Consider the following 20050-nt stretch of genomic DNA (forward strand, 5'->3'; position numbering starts at 1 on the left):
TCCCCTATTACCAAGATGGCATTGGCCGGTCGGTCGGCCCCAATCGGTGCAGTCGCTTTTCCCCTCCCGAGCCCGTTGGGCTCAGGCGACGAGGATGATGCGGCAGTCATTGACGTTGGTGTGGGTCGGTCCCGGCCGGAAGATGTCGCCGATCGCGTCGAAGAAGCCGGTGGAGTCGTTGTCCGCCAAGGCGGCTGCCGCGTCGACGCCGTGCTTCTCTGCGCGGTCCAGCGTGTCCGGCGCCACGAAGGCACCGGCAGGGTCGGTGGCAAGACCGCCGCCGCCATCGGTACCATCCGTGTCGGCGCTGAGGGCGAAGATGTCCCGAGCCCCGCCGAGTGCGAGCGCCAAAGCGAGGGCGTATTCCTGGTTGGGTCCACCCTGCCCCTGCCCTCGGATCGTCACCGTCAGCTCGCCGCCGGACAGGATGGCGATACGCTCGCCGCGGCCGCGGGCCTCCAGCGCCAGCCGCGCGTGCTCGGCGGCGACGTCGCGCGCCTCGCCTTCGAGATCGGAACCCAGAAGGAGCGGCTGCCAGCCGAGCCTTGCCGCCTCGGCCGCTGCGGCATCGAGCGCGCCAGCCGGCGTCGCGATGATGCTGTAGTCGCTCGCCGCGAAGACCGGATCGTCCGCCTTCGGCGTCTCGTTGGCGGCATCAGCGAGGACCGCCTGGCAGGCCGGCGGCAGCGTGATGCCATAGGTCTCGATCACCGCCAGCGCATCCGCCAGCGTGGTTGGATCGGCGACGGTCGGACCGGAGGCGATCACGCTCGGATCGTCGCCCGGCACGTCGGAGATCGCCAGCGTCACCAGATGCGACCGGCTGCAGGCCTGTGCCAGCCGGCCGCCCTTGATCTGCGACAGGTGCTTGCGCACGCAGTTGATCTCGCCGATCGCCGCGCCGCTGCGCAGCAGCGCTTTCGTCACCGCCTGCTTGTCCTCCAGTGTGACGTCGCCCGCCGGCAGCAGCCAGTTGGCCGAGCCGCCGCCGGAGATCAGCGCCAGCACCAGATCGTCCGGACCGGCGGAGGCCGCTAGTTCCAGCACACGACGCGTCGCGGCAAGGCCGTGGGCGTTCGGCAACGGGTGGCCGGCCTCAACCACTGCGAGGTGGCCAGCCGGCAGCGCATAACCGTCGCGCGTCACGGCGATGCCGTCGATCCTCTCTTCACCCAGGCCGCGTTCGCGATAGTGGCGCTCGGCCACCGCCGCCATGCTGGCCGCCGCCTTGCCGGCGGCAAGGATGATGACGCGACCGGTCGGCGGCTCCGGCAGATGCTGGGCAAGGATGGTCGCCGGATGAGCCGCCGCGACGGCGCTTTCGAAGATGCCGGTCAAGTCGCGGCGTGCCGCCTCGAAATCCATACTGTTCCTCCCGGCGCGGCAGAACTCCCATCGCCTCGCGCCGCAGTTCTAGTGCCTTTCACGACAGGGTGGAAACCGTTCTGTTGCGCGACCGTATGGCGAACGTCACCAACGAGGTCGCTGGATCGCGCCGGCCGCTCCGCGTCGATCCCGTGCAATGAGCCGCCCGAGATGCCGACCATGCATGCGAGCGATGCGCCGATACCCTTTAGATGCGATCCCGCAACGACTATGTGAAGGGCGTTCGCAAGGAGGCGCTCCTTCGGAGCGACAGAGGTGAGTTGATGTTCGAGGCCTTCGACCCCGTCGTCCTGGCACGAATCCAGTTTGCCTTCACGATCTCCTTCCACATTATCTTTCCGGCCTTCTCGATCGGCCTTGCCTCCTATCTCGCCGTCCTGGAAGGGCTGTGGCTCGCCACCGGCAAGTCCGTCTACATGGACGTCTTCCGCTACTGGGTGAAGATCTTCGCGCTGACCTTCGGCATGGGCGTCGTCTCAGGCCTGACGATGAGCTATCAGTTCGGCACCAACTGGTCGGTCTTCTCCGACAAGACAGGACCGGTGCTCGGGCCGCTGATGGCCTACGAGGTGCTGTCGGCCTTCTTCCTCGAAGCGGGCTTCCTCGGCATCATGCTGTTCGGCATGAACAAGGTCGGCCGCAAGCTGCATTTCTTCGCCACGGTGGTGGTGGCGCTCGGCACCTTCTTCTCCGCCTTCTGGATCCTGTCGGTGAATTCCTGGATGCACACGCCCGCCGGCTACGCGATCAACGCGGCCGGACAGTTCATCCCGGCGGACTGGTGGGCGATCGTCTTCAACCCGTCCTTCCCCTACCGGCTCGTCCACATGGTGCTGGCTGCCTACCTCACGACGGCCTTCGTGGTGGGTGCGGTCGGGGCGCTGCATCTCCTGCGTGACCGGGACAACCGGCGGGCGCATCTGATGTTCTCCATGGCGCTCTGGATGGCCACGATCGTTGCACCTATCCAGATCCTGGCCGGCGACCAGCACGGGCTGAACACGCTGGAGCACCAGCCGGCCAAGGTCGCCGCAATGGAGGGCCATTTCGAGACGAACCGCGACGGCGGCATGCCGCTGACGCTGTTCGGCATCCCGAACATGGAAACGGCGCGGACGGACTACGCGCTGGAGGTCCCGGCGCTCGGATCGCTGATCCTCGGCCATAGTCTCGACGCCGAGATCAAGGGGCTCGACGCCTTTCCGCGCGAGGACTGGCCGAATGCGACGGTGATCTTCTGGACGTTCCGGGTCATGGTCGCGATCGGCTTTGCGATGCTGGGCCTCGGGCTGTGGTCGCTGTGGACCCGCTGGCGCGGCTCGCTGCGCCAGTCCACCTGGCTGCAACGGGCGATGGTGGCGATGGGGCCGAGCGGCTTCCTGGCCGTTCTCTGCGGCTGGATCACCACCGAGATGGGCCGGCAACCCTACACCGTCTACGGATTGCTGCGCACGTCGGAAAGCGCTTCGCCGATCGCTGCGGAAGCAGTCGGCACCTCGCTCCTTGCCTTCATCGTGGTCTACTTCCTGCTGTTCGGCGCCGGCACCTTCTACATCCTGCGCCTGATGGCGAAGCCGCCGACGCCATTCGAGGAAGAGCCACCGCGCCAGCCGATCCGCTCGGCCGGCATCACGCCGGCACCGGCCCTCGACGACGACGTGCCCGAACCGGCTCGCGGCGAATAGGAGACACGAGGATGGACCTGCCGCTGCTCTGGGCCTTCATCATCGCCTTCGCCGTGCTCGCCTATGTCCTTCTGGACGGGTTCGATCTCGGGACGGGCATCCTCTTCCCGTTCCTCGGCCGGCACGAGAACCGCGACACGGCGATGAACTCCGTCGCGCCGATCTGGGACGGCAATGAGACCTGGTTGATCCTGGGCGGCGGCGGTCTTTTCGCCGTCTTCCCGCTTGCCTATGCCATCATCATGCCGGCGATCTACGCGCCGATCATCGCCATGCTCCTGGCGCTGATCTTCCGCGGTGTCGCCTTCGAATATCGCTTCAAGACGGTGCGCGGCCGCTTCCTGTGGGACGCGTCCTACTTCATCGGATCCGTCGTCGCGGCGCTCTCGCAGGGGATCGCGCTCGGCACGCTGGTGCAGGGCATCGACGTCTCGGGCCGAGCCTATGCCGGCGGCTGGTTCGACTGGCTGACGCCGTTCTCGCTGCTGACCGGCGTTGCGGTCGTCGTCGGCTACGCGCTACTCGGCTCGACCTGGCTGGTTATGAAGACCGAAGGCGAGATCCAGGGCGTGGCGCGGCGCTACGCCTTTATTACCGGCGCCGGAACCCTTGCGCTGATCGGCGCGGTGAGCCTGTGGATGCCGTTCCTCGATCCCGAGTTCTACGTGCGCTGGTTCGCCATGCCGCAGATCTTCTATGTCGCGCCGGTCCCGGTCCTCGTGGCGATCGCGGCTTTCAGCTTGTTCCAGTCGCTCGCCAAGGGCGCGCATCACCGGCCGTTCCTGTCGGCGGCGGCGCTCTTCACGCTGTCTTTCATCGGGCTGGGGATCAACTTCTATCCCCACATCATCCCTCCGGACATCACCATCTGGGATGCGGCGGCACCGGACTCCAGCCTGAAGTTCCTGCTGGTCGGCGCTTCCGTGCTGATCCCGATGATCCTCGCCTACACCGGCTACGCCTACTACGTCTTCAGGGGAAAGATCGTCGAGGGCGAGGGCTATCACCATTGAAGGCGGACGAGGCGCCAGGCCCGCTCTGGAAGCGGCTCGCATGGTTCGTCGCGCTGTGGATCGGCGGCGTTGCCGTTGTCGGCGCCACGGGGTTTGTGATCCGGCTCATGATCATGCCGTGACGCATCGCTCCTGAGCGCGACGGTTCGTACGGCCGCGGCTCAGCCCTTGGCCAGCGCCGCCAGAGCCGCTGCGACATCCGTCTCGAAGCGCTTCCGCCGCTGGCCCAGCCAGGCGGGGCCGGAGGCGTCCGTTTGAGCTGGATGAGCAAGGAGTCCGGTGATCCCCGCCAGCATCGCCGTCGCGTCCCCCGCCTCCCGCACATTGGCCGGACGCTCGTCGATGCCGCGCAGGGCAACCGGCGTCGCCACGACGGGGACGCCGAGGCCGATCGTCTCGATCGTCTTGATCTGGATGCCCGAACCGATCGTGCTGGGGATGACGATGAGGCGGCAGTTGCGCAGGAACGCGCCTGCATCCGGCACGAAGCCGGTGAAGCGCACCGGACCGCGGCGCGTGCCAGCCGGATAAGGCGCCTTGCCGCCGACGACGATGTCGAGCGAGGCCGGCAGGCTTGGCACCACCTCGTCCAGGAACCAGTCGAGACCGGCACGATTGATGTCCCAGGTCCAATTGCCGAGAAGGCCGATGTCCGGCCGACTGGCGTGATCAGCACCTGACGTGACAACAGCCATTTCGCCGAAGCTCTGCCCCGGCACGGCGAAGCGCCGGACCTTGCCGGGATCGCGGACGAGCGCGGCAAAGGCGAACCGATCCTCCTCCGTCAGGGTCCAGATCTGGCTCGCGCGGTTCGCGGCCTTCTCCTCCGCGGCGGCGAGAAGACGTCCTTCGCGGCGGTAGATCCCGGCTTTCGCCCGTCCGGCGAGACGGCGTAGACCGCTGACGCCGCCGGTCTCCGCCACGCTCTCGCCGTGGCCGGCATAGAGCGCGTGCTCGACATTGTGGGCGATGAAGATCACCGGCAGTTCGCGTGGGATGTCGCCCAGCAGCCACGTCGCCTGAGCGTGGTCGAAGACGACGGCATCGTAGCGCCCGCCCGACAAGCGCTCGCGCACGGCGCGGCGCATCTGCGGGGTGACGTATTTCTGGACGGAGAACGGCCGCCGGGTTGCAAAGGCACGCGCAAGCCAGATCGCCGTGTCCCGCTTGGAATCGGCGCTTTCGATCGTCAGCGTTCGTGGTGCGGCAAAGCCGTCCGGCAGTGGCTCTTTCGAACCAGCGCGGTCGTAGGCGAGCACCTCGACATCTGCGCCGGCCGCCTTCAGCGCTTCGATGAAGTTCATGCTGCAGATCTCGCCGCCGCTGCGCCGTGCGAGTGGCTGCACCGTGGAGAGGAACAGGATGCCGCGGCGTCCACCGCCCCACCCGGACCCTGCGCTGCCGGCCGACCGTGCTGAAGACAGGGTCGCAGCTTCTGCTGTGGTTGTGGTCCGGCTACGCGTCTCGAGCGCCTCCCGCAGCGCCAGCCGGAAGATCTTTGGTCCGCGCACCAGATAGCGCCGCCACATCCGCTTCGGGTCGCCGGCGAGCCGATGCAGCCATTCGAGCTTGAGCCTCTGCATCGCGGCGGGCGCGCGCACCTGCTTGCCGGTCAGGAAGTCGATGCTGGCGCCGACGCAGAGCGCGACGCCTCCGGACTGCCGCACGCGCTTCAGATCGGCCGCGAAGAACTCCTGCTTGGGGAAGGACAGGCAGACGAAGAGGAGGTCCCAGGCCGCAGCCGCGACCCGCTCGACCGTCGCGTGCCAGTCCGCCGACCCGACCGTGAGCCGGTCGGATGACGGGAGATGTGCCACGTCGGCTTCGGGAAAGCGGCGCCGCAGCTCGGCTGCGGCAGCCTCGTCCGGACCGACCATCGCCATCCGGATGCCGGGCTTCAGGGGACGCCGGATCAGGTCAAGCGTCAGGTCCGATCCCGGACATGGCGTCAGCTGCTTTCCCGACGCCTTGGCCAGCACCGCCAGGATGCGGCTGTCGCAGATATGGAGCGCGGCATCGGCATAGACTGCCTTGAAGGCCCAATCGTCACCGCTGTGGTAAGCCACCATGTGATCGACATTCGGCGTGACGACATAGGCATAGGCGTTGCTCTCGAGGAGCTCCTGCAAAGCCGTGCGCACAGCCTCGAGCCCGCCGTCCAGGAACGGCAGGCCGAGATAATCGACGGTGCGCCTCGTCATGCATGGCTCCGCGTTCGCCTCGATCGATCGGCGCAGCGTACGCAGCGAAGGTTGCGATCCTCTTCACGACGGGATGCTAAGGCCGGGCGCGGCCTATCCGCGCCCGGGCAGCGCGTCGTATCGTTTGCACGACCGCCGTGCCTTCAGGCAGCCAGAGCAATCTCCGGCACATATTCACGCACCCGCGCCATGTCCTCGTTGAAGGCGGCCTGCTCGCGCGCCTGGGCCTCGCGATCAGGCAGGCGCAGGATATAGGCGGGATGGACGGTGACGAGGAGCTTGGTGTCCTCGTCGAGATCGATGAGCTTCGAGCGTGTATCGCGGATGGTGACGGCCTTGCCGAGCACGGAGGCGGCGGCCGTTGCGCCGAGCGCCACGATGAGCTTCGGGCGGATCAGCTCGCGCTCCAGTTCCAGCCACCAGCGGCAGATCTTCATCTCGCCCATATTCGGCTTCTGGTGGATGCGCCGCTTGCCGCGCGGCACGAACTTGAAGTGCTTCACCGCATTGGTGACATAGGCCTGGGTGCGATCGACGCCGGCCGCCGTCAGCGCCTGGTCGAACACCTTGCCGGCCGGGCCGATGAAGGGCTCGCCGGCGAGATCCTCCTGATCACCCGGCTGCTCACCGACGAAGATCACCGGCGCGTCGGACGGCCCGCGACCGAACACGGTCTGCGTTGCCGGCTCCCACAGCGGGCAAGCCTTGCAATGCTTGGCCTGCTCGCGCGCCTCGTCGATATCGTCCGGCCGCTTGTTGAAGCCGCCGAATGCCCCTTCCCGGACTGCCGTCGCCATCTCGTTGCGCTCCGCCTGCCGTTCATGACGCAAACTCGGCAGCGTCGGTGCGGTTGCGATCATCCGCTGGGCGGAGGCTTCGGCGTTGCGGATCAGCGGCTGGATGAGCTGCGCTTCGGGCAGGTTGTGCCAGTACTTCTTCGGCATCTCGGCCTGCATCGCCTTCACCTTCAGCCGGGCCGGATTGAAGATCGAGGCGTAGTAGGTCAGCCACAGCGCCTCCATGTCGTCGTCCTTCGGCCGCTGGTCCTGCGAGGCACCAGGGGCAAAGGTCAGATCGGCGCCGTCCCAGTGGACGGAGCGCAGCGGCGTCAGGATCGACCAGACCATACCGGCGAAACGTCGGGCAAAGAAGGGCGCCGTCAGCTCGACCACATGATGGAAGGGCTCGAACCAGGCGATGTAGTGCCGCCCCTCCTCCGTCTCGATCTCGCGGAAGCGCACGAAGGCCTTCATCTTGTGGCTGTCGCGCCGGACGGCCTTCTCCATCTCGATGGAGCGAACGACGTCCGTATCGGACGCGATCTCGAGAAGGCGCTTGTCGATCTGCAGCCGCCAGAGCAGGCGGTAGGCGAAGACGAAGCGGTCCGCATCGGCATGGCAAACGAGTTTGCGCGCAAGATCGGGAAACTGCTTCGGCACGAAGGCGGGCCGAGCGTCCTCGGGCAGCGGCGGCAGCGGCTCGGCGAACAGGCCTGCCACCTCGCCCTCCACGGCAAAGCCCATGTCCTCCGGCGCGATCCCGAGCGCCAGCGCGGCCCGCGCTGCGCCTCGCCAGCCGTCGAAGTCGGCGGGATGATCAAGCTTGGCGACGAACATGGTCAGAACAGGCTGAGCTGCTCGGCCGGCTTCTTCGGCGCGACGCGGGCGCGTAGGCCTTCCGTGTCCGTCAGCCCGCCGGGCGACCAGTCGAGCGCCACGATGAACGGCCGGACCTTGTCGATCGACTGGCACAGCCTTGCGATGTCATCGAGCCGCAGCGTGCGGTGGCGACGCGTCGAGATGATGCGATCGACGGCTCGCGTACCGAAGCCCGGCACCCGCAGCAGCAGCTCACGGTCGGCGCGGTTGACGTCGACCGGGAAGCGCTCGCGGTTCTTCAGCGCCCAGGCGAGCTTCGGATCGACGGCGAGATCAAGCATGCCCTCCTCGCCGCCGGACACGATCTCGTCGCGCTCGAAGCCGTAGAAGCGCATCAGCCAGTCCGCCTGGTACAGCCGGTGCTCGCGCATCAGCGGCGGCTTGGCGAGCGGCAGCCGGCTCGATGAGTCCGGGATCGGCGAAAAGGCAGAGTAGTAGACGCGGCGCAGACGGTAATTCCCGTAGAGGTTCTCCGCCCGGCCGAGAATGGCATCGTCATTGGCCGCATCGGCGCCGATGATCATCTGCGTCGACTGGCCCGCCGGGGCGAAGCGCTTCGGCTTGGCACGCTCCTTCTTCTCGGCCGTGTGCTCCTCGATCTTCAGCCTGAGCTGGCCCATCGAGCGGCGGATCTCGGCCGGCTTCTTCTCGGGAGCCAGATCCTCCAGCGCGATGTCGGTCGGCAGCTCGATGTTGATCGACAGGCGATCGGCAAAAAGCCCCGCCTCCTCCAGGAGCTGCGGCGAGGCACCGGGGATCGTCTTCAGGTGGATATAGCCGGCGAAGTTGTGCTCCAGGCGCAGGAGCCGGGCGATCCGCACCATTTCCTCCATCGTATGATCGGAGTTGCGGATGATGCCGGAGGAAAGGAACAGGCCCTCGATGTAGTTACGCTTGTAGAACTCCATCGTCAGCTTCACGACCTCCTCTACTGTGAAGCGGGCCCGCTGCACGTTGGAGGAGGACCGGTTCACGCAGTAGACGCAGTCGTAAATGCAGAAGTTGGTCATCAGGATCTTGAGGAGCGAGATGCATCGCCCGTCCGGCGCATAGGCGTGGCAGATGCCCGATCCTTCCGTCGATCCGATCCCCTTCGACTTGGATGAATCGCGTTTCGACGTGCCACTCGATGCGCAAGATGCATCGTATTTGGCAGCATCACTCAGGATCGCGAGCTTCTCGACGAGGGTCAGTTTGGCCATGCGGCCAGAATAGGGTTCCCGTTCCGTTCCGGCGAGTCAGGAGAAGCGTGGAATCGCGCTTGAGCGTTCAACTCCTCGTGCACGGGCGACCCGCTCCGGCGTAACTCCTTGTCTGCCCATCCTCTTGTTGCAGCCTGTCAGCGGAACCGCTCGCGTTCAGCTCCCGTTCAGCCGGACGGCGCCATTACTAAGGCGCACTTACGCTGGCAGTGCTGCCAGATGGCTGTGCAGACACATCTCAGGAGACAATCATGCGGAAACTTCTCAACCTCGCGCTGAGCCTCACCATGCTCGGAACCAGCATCGTGAGCTTCAGCGCGCCGGCAGAAGCGCAGAGCCTGCGCGAGCGTCAGCGTTATGTCGAGCGCTACTGCGCCCGGAACCCACGCGACAGCGACTGCCGCGACTTCCGCCGCGACGCGCGCCGGTGGGACCGCCGCCGCTATGACCGCTTCGCACGCGATCGTCGCGACATCCGTGGCGATGCCGCCGCTGCCGCGATCTTTGGCCTTGCGGCCGGGGCCCTGATCGGCGGTGCGGCCGCGAGCCGTGGCGGCGCTCAGGAGGATCGGCGCCACATCGATCGCTGCGAGGCACGGTACCGCTCCTACGACGCCCGTACCGACACCTATCTCGGCTCCAACGGCCGCCGCATTCGCTGCACGCTCTAGGCCGCAGACAGGTTCGCGGGACGGCGTCGGAAGCGCCGTCCGCATCCGACGCATCCGCCGCGCGGCAATCCGTCCGCTGCCGCCGGCGGGCGCTCTGGAACGCCGCGGCAACTGCGACGTTCTAGCTCCCAGGGACAAATTGCAAGCAGCGCGACGCCGACCCACATCTGCCCTACAGGCAGCGCGCCAGCGCCGCTCAGACCATCAGGAGTAATGAGAATGAAGAAGACGATCTTGAGTCTTTGCGCCGCTGCGGCTCTCGCCACCGGCATGGTCGGAACCACTGTAGCTCCCGCCGCGGCTGACCCCTACTACAGCGGCCACCGCTATCACGGCGGCGGCTGGGGCGGGCATCGCTACCGCGGTGACTGGGGTCACCGGCGCTACTATCGCCACCATCACGGCCATGGCGATGCCGTTGCCGCCGGTGTGGTCGGCCTTGCAGCCGGCGCTCTGATCGGCGGCGCACTGGCTGACCGTGGGCCGCGCTACTACGACGGCTATGACGGCTACCCGGAGGGCCGCGTCTACTATCGCCCGGCGCCGCGCTACTACATCGACCCGCCGGTCTCCAGCAGCCACACGGCCCGCTGCGAGGCGCGCTACCGGACCTACGACGTACGCACCGACACCTTCATCGGCAATGACGGCCGTGCGCACGCCTGCCGCCTTTAAGGCGTAAGGCTTCATCGCAGGACATGCGGAAGGGGCGGCGTTCAGCCGCCCCTTTTCGTCGTGCGGATCATGCCTGCCGCCGCAGCGGGTCTTCGACGTCGCCGCCGTCGGACGGTCACCAGCGGGATCATCAGCCGGCTGTGTATCTTCAATGACTTAACGCTGCCTCATCCCGTCCGCGAGCGGCCGGCCCGGACTGTGGCGGCGATAGCACAAGGCTTGCGCTTTCGGCCCTGCTGCGCCCGTCGAGCCGGCCGATCACCGGCTTGCGATGTTGTCTTTTCACGATTTAACGGCATGCTTACGGCAGCGACGGGAGGTGGGCAGCGGCTGACAAAGCCGCAGCGGCGGCCAAGGCCGGCCTTCTCCCGAAATGGCAGTCCGCGGACGGCCGGTCCGAGCCTGCACCGGCCTTCGCGGCGGCGCGGCGGCGAAATGTTCGAGGTACGCCTTGCTCCTTGCGACACGATCGACCCGGCTGGGCCTGACGGGAGCATCCGGACACGATCGGCGAACACGGCACCTCGGCCTTATCCTTGCCACGGTCGGCTTGCTCGCAGCTTGCGCCGTGCCCGCGCAAGCCTTCGAGATCTTCGGACTGAAGTTCTTCGAAAGCGAGAACGAGGCCGATGAGGATGCGGTCCTCGATCCCGTCAACTATACGGTCACGCTGAACGTCACGCCGGCCGTCGAAGGGCTGGAGGACGAGCTGCGCGACGCCTCGACCCTCATAGCGGACGAGGACGATCCGGTTTCCGGCTCGCTCGGTCTCCTCTCCAAGGCTCGCAACGATCGCAAGCGGCTCGTCGCCGCGCTCTACGAGAACGCGCGATATGACGGGCTCGTGGACATCTTCATCGAGGGGCGCAACATCGCCGACCTCGCGCCGGACGCGACCTTCACCGCGCGGCCGGTGCCGGTCGAGATCCGCGTCAATCCGGGCCAGGAGTTCCAGCTCGGTTCCGTCTCGGTCAGCGCCAATGGCGTTCCGATGGACGCCGAGAAATACGAGCTGACGCCGGGCAGTTCGGCCGCCTCCGTGCGAATCCTCGACGCCGAGGCGAAACTCTTGCGCGACCTTCGCAACGAAGGCCGTCCCTTTGTCGCCATCACCGACCGCGACGTCGTTGCCGATACCAAAACCGGGCGGCTCGACTACACGCTGCAGATCTCGCCGGGCGAGCCGGTGCCGTTCGGCGCGACCTTCGTTGACGGCGCCAAGGACGTGGACCCCGGTTTCATCGCTTACATGGCCGGCATCGAGCCGGGCGAGACCTTCTCGCCGGAGGCGCTGGAGCGCGCCCGCAAGCGCCTGATGAAGCTCGATGTCTTCTCCTCGATCAGCGTCAAGGAGGCCAAAGGCCAGGCGGCGGACGGCACGCTCCCCGTCCAGATCGAGGTCGGCGAACGCAAGTTCAACTACTACGGCTTCGGCGCGACCTTCTCGAACACGGACGGCGCCGGCGTCTCCGGCTATATCGGCAACCGCAATCTCTTCGGCCGCGCCGAGAGCATCCGCCTCGACGCCTCGGTGTCGCGCATCGGCGCCTCGGTGATCGACACGACGGGCCGGGAGACCGACGAGTTCGACTACGACGCCTCGCTGGTCTTCAAGAAGCCCGGCGTGCTCGGGCCGGACTCGGTCTATATCGGCTCGCTCGAGGTGACGAGCGAGCATCCACTTGCCTATGACCGCCGCGCCTTCGCGCTCAGCAACGGCGTGGAATACGCGCTCGACGAGCAGCAGACGATCAATGTCGCGGTTCGCGCCGAATATGACGAGATCACCGACTATCTCGGCAGCGACAGCTTCGTGCTGGGCTCGGTGCCGATCACCTACACCTATGACGGCCGCGACGAGCCGCTGAACCCGACGTCCGGCATCTACGCCAAGCTCTTCGCCGAGCCGACCTACGAGTTCAAGGACGGCACGCCCTTCCTGAAGGCGCGCGCGGACGCCTCCACCTACCTGTCGCTGTCGGACAGCAACCGCTTCATCCTGGCTGGGCGTCTCGCCTATGGCACGATCTTCGGCGCCGACCTGGAGGACGTGCCGAACGACCGCCGCTTCTATGCCGGCGGCGGCGGATCGGTGCGCGGCTACGCCTTCCAGTCGATCGGTCCCTACTTTCCGGATGTCGTACTGCCCGGTACTAACGAGGACTTCACGGATACGCCGACGGGTGGCCTGTCGCTGTTCGAAGGATCGCTCGAGGCGCGCATCGGCGTGACCGAGAACATCCAGGTCGTGCCGTTCCTCGACTTCGGAACCGTCGGCGACGATCTCGTGCCCGACTTCTCCGAATTCAAGCTCGGTGCTGGCGTCGGCGCCCGCTACCTCACCGGCTTCGGGCCGATCCGCGTCGATGTCGGTATCCCGCTCGATCCGGGGCCGCGCGACGCCAGCTTCCAGATCTATGCCGGAATCGGGCAGGCCTTCTGATGACCCTTTTCCGACGCCCCTTCGACCGCGCCCCTCGCCTCCGCTCTTGGCTGGCGCTGGCCGTCTTCGCGCCTCTCCTGCTCTCGGCTCCTCACCCCGCCGAGGCGCAGGAGTTCGTCGCCAACCAGATCGAGAACCTGATCTCCTCCGACACGGCCCGGGTCGATATCGAGGGTCTCTCCGGCGCGCTCACCGGCGCCGTGCGCATCGACCGGCTGACCGTCTCCGACGCCGACGGCGTCTATCTCACGGCGAGCGACCTCGCCATGGACTGGTCGCCGCTGGCGCTGGTGCGCAAGAATGTCTCCATCGAGAGCCTGACGGCCGGTCGCATCGTTCTCGACCGGCTGCCGCGCAGCGCCGCGCCCGCGGCGGACGACAGCGGCGGCGGCTTCTCGCTGCCCTCAATCACCGCCGATATCCGCAGCATCGCCATCAACGAATTCGAGCTGGGGCAGGCCGTGGCGGGTACGCCGGCGCGGCTGAAGGCAACCGCGAGCCTTGGCCTTGCCGCCGACCCGACGCGCCTTGACGTGCGCGCCAATATCGACCGGCTGGACAAGCCGGGGACGATCGCCGCCACCATCGCCTTTGCGCCGGCCGAGGACCGGCTGACGATCGACGTCGCCGCGAGCGAGCCGGCGGGCGGCCTCGTCGCCGGGCTGCTGCAGCTGCCGGGCGCACCGCCGGTCAACCTGACGGTCAAGGGCAATGGCCCGTTGAGCGACTTCATGGCCAATGGCGCGCTCACCGTCGGCGGCGAGCAGGCCGCCAGCGTCACGGCGCGCGTCAACGCCCTCCCCGAAGGCCGGCGCGTCTCCGCCTCGCTCAGCGTCGCGGCCGAGCGCTTCGCACCCGACTCCGTTCGCGCCTACGTCTCCGGCGCGACCACGCTCGACGCGCAACTCCTGTTCCGTCCCGACGGGCTGATCGGGATCGACCAGGCCGACCTTGCGTCCGATGCGCTGGCGCTGACGGCGCGCGGCACGCTGGACCAAACCGGCACCGGAAACGATCTGAGCTTCTCCGTCAGCTCGCGCCAGGGTGCGGTGATCCCCTTCGCCTTCGGCACCGAGCCAAACCAGACCAAGCTCGAAGTCGCCTCGCTGAGTGGCACGCTGAAGGGCGCGCTCTCCGCCTCCGATCTCACGCTCAAGGCCGATCTGCCGACGGCGGGCTTTGGCCAGTACATCGCGCAGCGCGTCACCGCATCGGCGACCGGCAACGGCTTCAACGTGACGGCGCTGACCGGCCCCTTCGCCATCGAGGCCGCGGCCCAGTCCGTCGCCTCGCCGGAGGGCCTTGCTGACCGTTTCCTCGAAGGCCCCGTTGCCATCACGGCTGCCGGCTCGCTCGGTGACACGGGCCTGACGCTGACCGAAAGCAAAGCGACGACGAAGGTCGCCGAGGCGAGTGTCGCCGGCACCGCGGCGCTGAACTTCTCCGCCTTCGACCTGTCGCTGTCGACCGCCTTCGACACCTCGGCCCTATCGGCCGCGATGATCCCGCTCGCCGGCGACCGGCTGGCGATCTCCGGCAAGGTGGCGCGCACGGCGGCGGGCGCCCTCTCGGCGGCGGAGCTTGCCGTCAAGGGCACCGGCCTCAGCATCACCGGCCAGGCCGGCCTCGACGCCGGCACTGTTTCCGCCGATATCAAGGGCACCATCGCACAGGCCGAGGCGGTGAACGCCGCGCTCGGCGGCGAGGCACAGTTCTCCCTGACCGCCTCCGGCCCGGTGGAAAAGCCGGACGTCGACATCGCGCTGAACAGCAATGGCCTGACGATCGGTGGCCGCAAGCTCTCCGACCTCAAGATCGAGGCCCGCGGCAGCTTCAACCCGACGGCACCGTCCGGCACGGTGCGCGTGGCCGGCAATCTCGACGGCGCGCCGATCACCGGCACCGCCGATGTCGAGACGCTGCCGAGCGGCGAGCGGCGGATCCGCAACCTTGCAATCAAGCAGGGACCGAACTCGATCACCGGCGAGCTGCAGATCACCGACAGCGCAGCGCCCGTCGGCACCCTCACCGTTGCGGTCGAGGACATCGGCCCGCTCGCGGCGCTGGCGATGCAGGAGGCCGGCGGCGACCTCAACGGCACGGTGAAGCTCGGCCTGTCCGATCAGGATCAGCCGCTGGCGACCCTCGACCTCGTCTCCCGGCAGCTGACGGTCGGCGGCAATACGCTGCGCGGCGCCGACATCAAGCTTTCGGCCGAGGACTATCTCGGCCAGCCCTTCCCGCAGGGACGCGTGACGGCCGAGGGGATCGACGCCGGCGGTGTGGCCGTCCGCGATCTCTCAATCGCGCTCGACCGAAAGGGCGAGCTGACGACGCTCGCCACCACCGCGACGGCCAACAGCGTGCCGGTGGAAGTCGCCGGCAGCGTGCGCTTCGATGCAGATGCCACGATCGTTTCGGCTGACCGCCTGACGGCCGACATCGAGGGTGCAGCCGTTGCCCTCGCCAACCCCACCGCGCTGACCATCGTCAATGGCGGGACACGCTTCGAGGCGCTGACGCTGAATGTCGGCAGCGGCTCGCTTGTCCTCAACGGCACGGCCGGAGAGACGCTCGACCTGACGGCGCGGCTGAACGCCGTCCCCGCCGCCGTCGCCAATCCGTTCGTCCCGGACCTTGCCGCCTCCGGCACATTGAGCGGTGAAGCCAGCGCCAAGGGACCGGCCGGCGATCCCACCGCCACCTTCGCCATCACCGGCACCGACATCGCAACCAGCCAGACGCGCGCGGCCAAACTCCCGCCGCTGACGCCGCGCATTGCTGGCGACTACGCCAAGGGCACGCTCAACCTGCACGAGGCGGCGGTGGGTCTCGGGGAAGGCGCGGTGTCGGCGAGCGGACAGGTCGGCGAGCAGCTGAACCTCAGGATTGCCGCCGACAAGGTGCCGGTGGCGCTCGCCAACGGCTTCGTCGACAGGCTCGATGCAAGCGGCACGGTCTCCGGCACGGCCACGGCCACAGGAACGCTGCAGCGCCCGAACGCCAGCTTCGACCTGACCGGCACCGGCATCACCGCGACGGCCGTCGCCGCGGCCGGCGTGCCGCCGATGGAGCTGGCATTGTCCGGCAGCTATGCCGACGAGGTCGCAACGCTGACGGCGGCGCGCGCGACGCTGGGCGCGGCTTTGCTGGAGGCGTCCGGCACCGTCGGCCGCACCGTCGATCTGAAGCTTGCCATGCGCGACCTGCCGGCTGCGCTTGCCAACGCCTACCTGCCCGACCTCAAGGCCGCCGGCACCATTTCCGGCACGGCGACCGCCAGCGGACCGATCGACAATCCGGCCGCGGTCTTCGACATCACCGGCAACGGCCTCACCGCTGCGGAAAGCCGCGCCTCCGGCGTGCCGCCGCTCGATCTGCGCCTTGCCGGCCGCTATGCCGACGAGACCGCCGACATCGAGACCGCCGTCGCCAATGTCGGCGCGGGCTCGCTGAACGCAAGCGGCCGGGTTGGCCGCAATCTCGACCTGACCGTCGGCCTCAACGCCCTTCCGGTCGGTCTCGTCAACGGCTTCGTGCCCGGCCTGAAGGCATCCGGCACCGTCTCCGGCAACGGCAAGGCGACCGGCTCGATCGCCGATCCGACGGCCGATTTCGCGCTGACCGGCACCGGCCTCACCACAGAGGCGATCGCCCGGTCCGGCATCAAGCCGGTCGAGCTCGACCTCTCCGGCCGCTATGCCGCCGGCACGGCGACGATCGCCAGCGCCAAGGCGACCGTCGGCGACGGCAACCTCATGGCCAGCGGCACGGTCGGCCGCACGCTGGACCTTTCGGTGCGTCTCGCCGACATCCCGGTCGGCCTGGTCAATGGCTTCGTTTCCGGTCTCGACGCCACCGGCACGATCTCGGGCGATGCCACGGCCACCGGCTCGATCGACGCACCGCAGGCGCGCTTCGCGCTGACTGGCACCGGCATCACCGCGGCGACCGTCAAGGCCGGAAAGGTGCCGCCGATCAGCCTCGATGTTGCCGGCACCTATGCCGGTGATTCGGCGACCATCGAGCGGGCGCGGGCCACGGTCGGCTCCGGCTCGCTGAGCGCGCGCGGCACGGTCGGCCAGACGCTCGATCTCGACGTGACGCTCGACGCCGTCCCCGTCAGCCTCGCCAACGGCTTCGTGCCGGGGCTCGGCGCCTCCGGCACCGTCTCGGGCAGCGCCAAGGCAAGCGGTCCCGTCGCCGACCCAACGGCGGAGTTCACGCTGGCCGGGCGCAGCATCACCGCGACTCAGATCGCCCGTTCCAAGATCGAGCCGCTGCGCCTGGACGTGACCGGCTCCTATGCCGCCGGGACGGCCACGCTGAAGACGGCACGCGCCGTTATCGGCAACGGCTCCCTGACGGCCACCGGCACAGTCGGCCAGAGGCTCGACATCGACGTGGAGCTGACGCGCGTGCCGGTCGGCATCGCCAATGGTTTCGTGCCGAATCTCGGCGCCGCCGGCACGATCTCCGGCACCGCCTCGGCCACCGGCTCTATCTCCGATCCGGCTGCGAGCTTTGATCTCTCGGCCTCCGGCATATCGACGGCGCAGACCCGCGCGGCCAAGGCCCCGTCCGTCAACGCGGTCGCCAAGGGCCGCTACGCCCGCTCGGCCGTGACGATCGAGACGGCGCGCGTCGATGTCGGCGGCGGCAGCATCGTCGCCACCGGCTCCGCCGGCCAGACGCTGGACCTGTCGATCGACCTCAACCGCGTCCCCGCTTCGCTGCTCAGCGCCGCGGCCTCCGGCATCGACCCGTCCGGCACGATCAACGGCAATGCGCGGGTGACCGGCTCGGCCTCCAATCCGAGCGTCGACTACAATCTCGACATTGCCGGCCTGACGCTGGCGCAGACGCGCGAGGCTGGCGTCGGTCCGCTCGGCGTCGGAGCCCGCGGCCGCTTCGCCAACAATGTCGCGACGGTGGATGCGCGGCTGTCGGGCAGCGCCATCGCCTTCACCGTCAGCGGCTCGGTCAACGTCGCGGGCACGCCGCAGCTCGATCTTGCACTCAACGGCACGGCGCCGCTGGCGCTTGCCAACCGCATCCTCGCGGAAGGCGGTCGCTCGGTGCAGGGCACGGTGCGGGTCGATGCGCGTGTCAGCGGCCCGGCCAGCCAGCCGAATGTCGTCGGCACCGTCTCCACCAGCGGCGCGCAATTCGTCGATACGGGCCTCAACCTCGCAATCCGCAACATCAACACGCAGATCGCGCTGAACGGCCAGACGGCGACCATCCAGTCCTTCAGCGCATCGCTCTCCTCCGGCGGCACCATCGCCGTCTCCGGATCGGTCGGCCTCAACAACGGCTTCCCGGCGGATATCCGCGTGCGGGTGGTGGACGGGCGCTATAATGACGGCGAGCTGATCGGCGCGACGCTGAATGCCGATCTCAGCCTCACTGGCCCGCTCACCGGCGCCGCAGTCCTCTCCGGCACCATCAATGCCGAAGAGATCAACATCATCGTCCCGGAGAACCTGCCGACCTCGCTTGCGCGGATCGACGTCAAGCACAAGAACGCGCCGCGGGCGGTCTACAAGCAGCAGGAAGAGATCGCACCGAAGGGTGCCGGCACCACCCGCTCGGGCGGCGGCATTCAGCTGGACCTCACCTTCAACGCGCCGAACCGGGTGTTCGTGCGCGGCCGCGGCCTCGACATCGAGCTTGGCGGCAGCATCCGCCTCACCGGCTCGGCCAGTTCGCCGAGCATCGTCGGCGGCTTCGACCTGCAGCGCGGACGCTTCCGCATCCTTGGCAAGCGGCTCGACTTCGAGCGCGGACGGCTGTCCTTCACCGGCGATCTCGTCCCGACTCTGGACCTTCTGGCGACCTCCGACACGGGTGATGCGACGGTGAACATCGCCGTCACCGGCCCGGCCAACATGCCCGACTTCAACTTCTCCTCCACGCCGGCGCTGCCGCAGGATGAGGTGCTGGCTCGGCTGATCTTCAACCAGGGCACCGCGGACCTGTCGCCGCTGCAGATCGCCCAGCTCGCGGAAGCCGCCGCGACGCTCGCGGGCGTCGGCGGATCGACGGGGCTCCTCGACAATCTCCGCTCGCAGATCGGCGTCGATGATCTCGACATCAAGACGACGTCCGACGGCCAGACCGCGGTCGGCGTCGGCAAATATCTCAACGACAACACCTATCTCGGCGTCGATTCCACTGGACGCGTCTCGATCGACCTCAACCTCGGCGAGGGCCTGAAAGCTCGCGGCGCGGTGACGGCGACGGGCGGCGGCGAAGTCGGCGTGTTCTACGAGAAGGAATACTGAGGGCAGCGGCGGCGCACACAGCTCCGCCGGCCTGCGCCATTCTGCCTGCCGCCCACGAGCGGCTGTCTCTCAGGCGATGCGGCACGCCGGCCCGCATCCCTTTTCTGGTTGAACCTTCGCTCCTACGCGCCGTTCTCCATCGAGCGGCGGCAGCCAACTGAACGATCGGCTGTCCGCTCTCAGATTGGAGAACAGCCATGAACGATCGCACAATCAGCGAGGGCGCTGCGTCCGGCACGGCCGGCAGCCTTCCGGACGAATTTGCAAGCGAGAGATCCCGCATCGAATCCATGCTGGCCGATCCGTCCCGCGAACCCGGCCGCAATGCCGAAATCCGGCAGCTGGCGGAAGACCTGCGGGAGCGTATCCCCGCCGCACGCCATGCGGAATTCGGCTCCTTCTTCAGTGGTGTCGATGAGCGGCTTGGCAATACGGGCCCGAGCACCGGCGAGACCGGCACACCGTCGGCGATCGACGTCGCGGCAGGACAGAACGACATCGTGGGCGGCCTCGGAGGCCGGCAGCCATGAACACCGAGTCGCTGAAATACGCCAAGTTCGACCATCCCAAGCACGGTCGCTTCTCCGATCCGCGCGCCGTTCTCGACAGCGACGCGCTGTCAGACGCGGAGAAGGAGGAGGTGCTGCGGGACTGGAAGGCGCAGCTGCGGGAGCGGCTTGGCGAGCCCGCCGGTCACGACGAGGTCCGTTCCACCGGTGAGACGGTGGACGAGGCGATCGAGCACTTAGCCGCCCTGCGCGGCTGAAGCGCAGCTCCAGGCCCACCGACGCCGACAACCCGGTCGGCGGTGCGGCAGCATGTGAGTTCG

Annotated in this window: 13 protein-coding genes; 9 read left to right on the forward strand and 4 right to left on the reverse strand. The window is 67.9% G+C overall.

From position 1 onward, the window contains the following. Positions 1-81: 81 nt before the first annotated feature. Positions 82-1365 (reverse strand): glycerate kinase type-2 family protein, encoded by a 1284-nt coding sequence (locus C0R46_RS12700; protein ID WP_102959999.1) that lies wholly within the window; start codon positions 1363-1365, stop codon positions 82-84. A 284-nt stretch (positions 1366-1649) separates the two neighbouring features. Here C0R46_RS12700 and C0R46_RS12705 point away from each other — a divergent pair, with 284 nt between their 5' ends. Genes C0R46_RS12705 through C0R46_RS12715 form a run of 3 tightly spaced genes read left to right on the forward strand, consistent with a single transcriptional unit; the run spans position 1650 to position 4206 of the window. Further along, a complete protein-coding gene (locus tag C0R46_RS12705) occupies positions 1650-3071 on the forward strand; it encodes a cytochrome ubiquinol oxidase subunit I (protein WP_102960000.1) in 1422 nt (473 codons plus the stop codon). Positions 3072-3082: 11 nt separating this feature from the next. After that, positions 3083-4084 carry a cytochrome d ubiquinol oxidase subunit II gene (cydB, locus tag C0R46_RS12710; protein WP_102960001.1) on the forward strand — a complete coding sequence of 334 codons (1002 nt, stop codon included), beginning with the start codon at positions 3083-3085 and terminating at the stop codon, positions 4082-4084. Continuing rightward, positions 4081-4206, forward strand: a complete 126-nt coding sequence (locus tag C0R46_RS12715) for a DUF2474 domain-containing protein (RefSeq protein WP_102960002.1) — start codon at positions 4081-4083, stop codon at positions 4204-4206. Before cydB ends, C0R46_RS12715 begins: the two co-directional genes overlap by 4 nt. A gap of 39 nt (positions 4207-4245) precedes the next feature. Here C0R46_RS12715 and C0R46_RS12720 read toward each other — a convergent pair whose 3' ends face one another. The 3 genes from C0R46_RS12720 to C0R46_RS12730 form a co-directional block, all read right to left on the reverse strand. Then, on the reverse strand, positions 4246-6285 hold the full coding sequence (locus C0R46_RS12720; RefSeq protein ID WP_102960003.1) for a WecB/TagA/CpsF family glycosyltransferase: 2040 nt from the start codon (positions 6283-6285) through the stop codon (positions 4246-4248). A gap of 143 nt (positions 6286-6428) precedes the next feature. Further along, positions 6429-7901, reverse strand: coding sequence for a UdgX family uracil-DNA binding protein (locus C0R46_RS12725; protein ID WP_102960004.1), 1473 nt, complete (start codon positions 7899-7901; stop codon positions 6429-6431). Between the two features lie 2 nt (positions 7902-7903). Next, entirely contained in the window at positions 7904-9145 is a 1242-nt protein-coding gene (locus C0R46_RS12730; protein WP_102960005.1) for a putative DNA modification/repair radical SAM protein, read from the reverse strand. A 251-nt stretch (positions 9146-9396) separates the two neighbouring features. Here C0R46_RS12730 and C0R46_RS12735 point away from each other — a divergent pair, with 251 nt between their 5' ends. From C0R46_RS12735 to C0R46_RS12760, 6 genes are all read left to right on the forward strand, one after another. Then, the gene (locus tag C0R46_RS12735) at positions 9397-9816 is read left to right on the forward strand and encodes a BA14K family protein (RefSeq protein ID WP_102960006.1); all 420 of its coding nucleotides are present in this window, start codon (positions 9397-9399) and stop codon (positions 9814-9816) included. A 219-nt stretch (positions 9817-10035) separates the two neighbouring features. After that, on the forward strand, positions 10036-10491 hold the full coding sequence (locus C0R46_RS12740; RefSeq protein ID WP_245413559.1) for a BA14K family protein: 456 nt from the start codon (positions 10036-10038) through the stop codon (positions 10489-10491). 568 nt (positions 10492-11059) lie between these two features. Then, positions 11060-12934, forward strand: a complete 1875-nt coding sequence (locus tag C0R46_RS12745; RefSeq protein WP_245413560.1) for an autotransporter assembly complex protein TamA — start codon at positions 11060-11062, stop codon at positions 12932-12934. Continuing rightward, a complete protein-coding gene (locus C0R46_RS12750) occupies positions 12934-19221 on the forward strand; it encodes a translocation/assembly module TamB domain-containing protein (protein WP_102960008.1) in 6288 nt (2095 codons plus the stop codon). The genes C0R46_RS12745 and C0R46_RS12750 overlap by 1 nt, the downstream gene beginning before the upstream one ends. A 197-nt stretch (positions 19222-19418) precedes the next feature. Further along, a complete protein-coding gene (locus C0R46_RS12755; RefSeq protein ID WP_102960009.1) occupies positions 19419-19751 on the forward strand; it encodes a hypothetical protein in 333 nt (110 codons plus the stop codon). Next, a complete protein-coding gene (locus C0R46_RS12760) occupies positions 19748-19987 on the forward strand; it encodes a hypothetical protein (protein WP_102960010.1) in 240 nt (79 codons plus the stop codon). Before C0R46_RS12755 ends, C0R46_RS12760 begins: the two co-directional genes overlap by 4 nt. The last annotated feature ends 63 nt before the right edge of the window (positions 19988-20050 follow it).

This window comes from Mangrovicella endophytica, from assembly GCF_002893625.1.
Classification (GTDB): domain Bacteria; phylum Pseudomonadota; class Alphaproteobacteria; order Rhizobiales; family Rhizobiaceae; genus Mangrovicella; species Mangrovicella endophytica.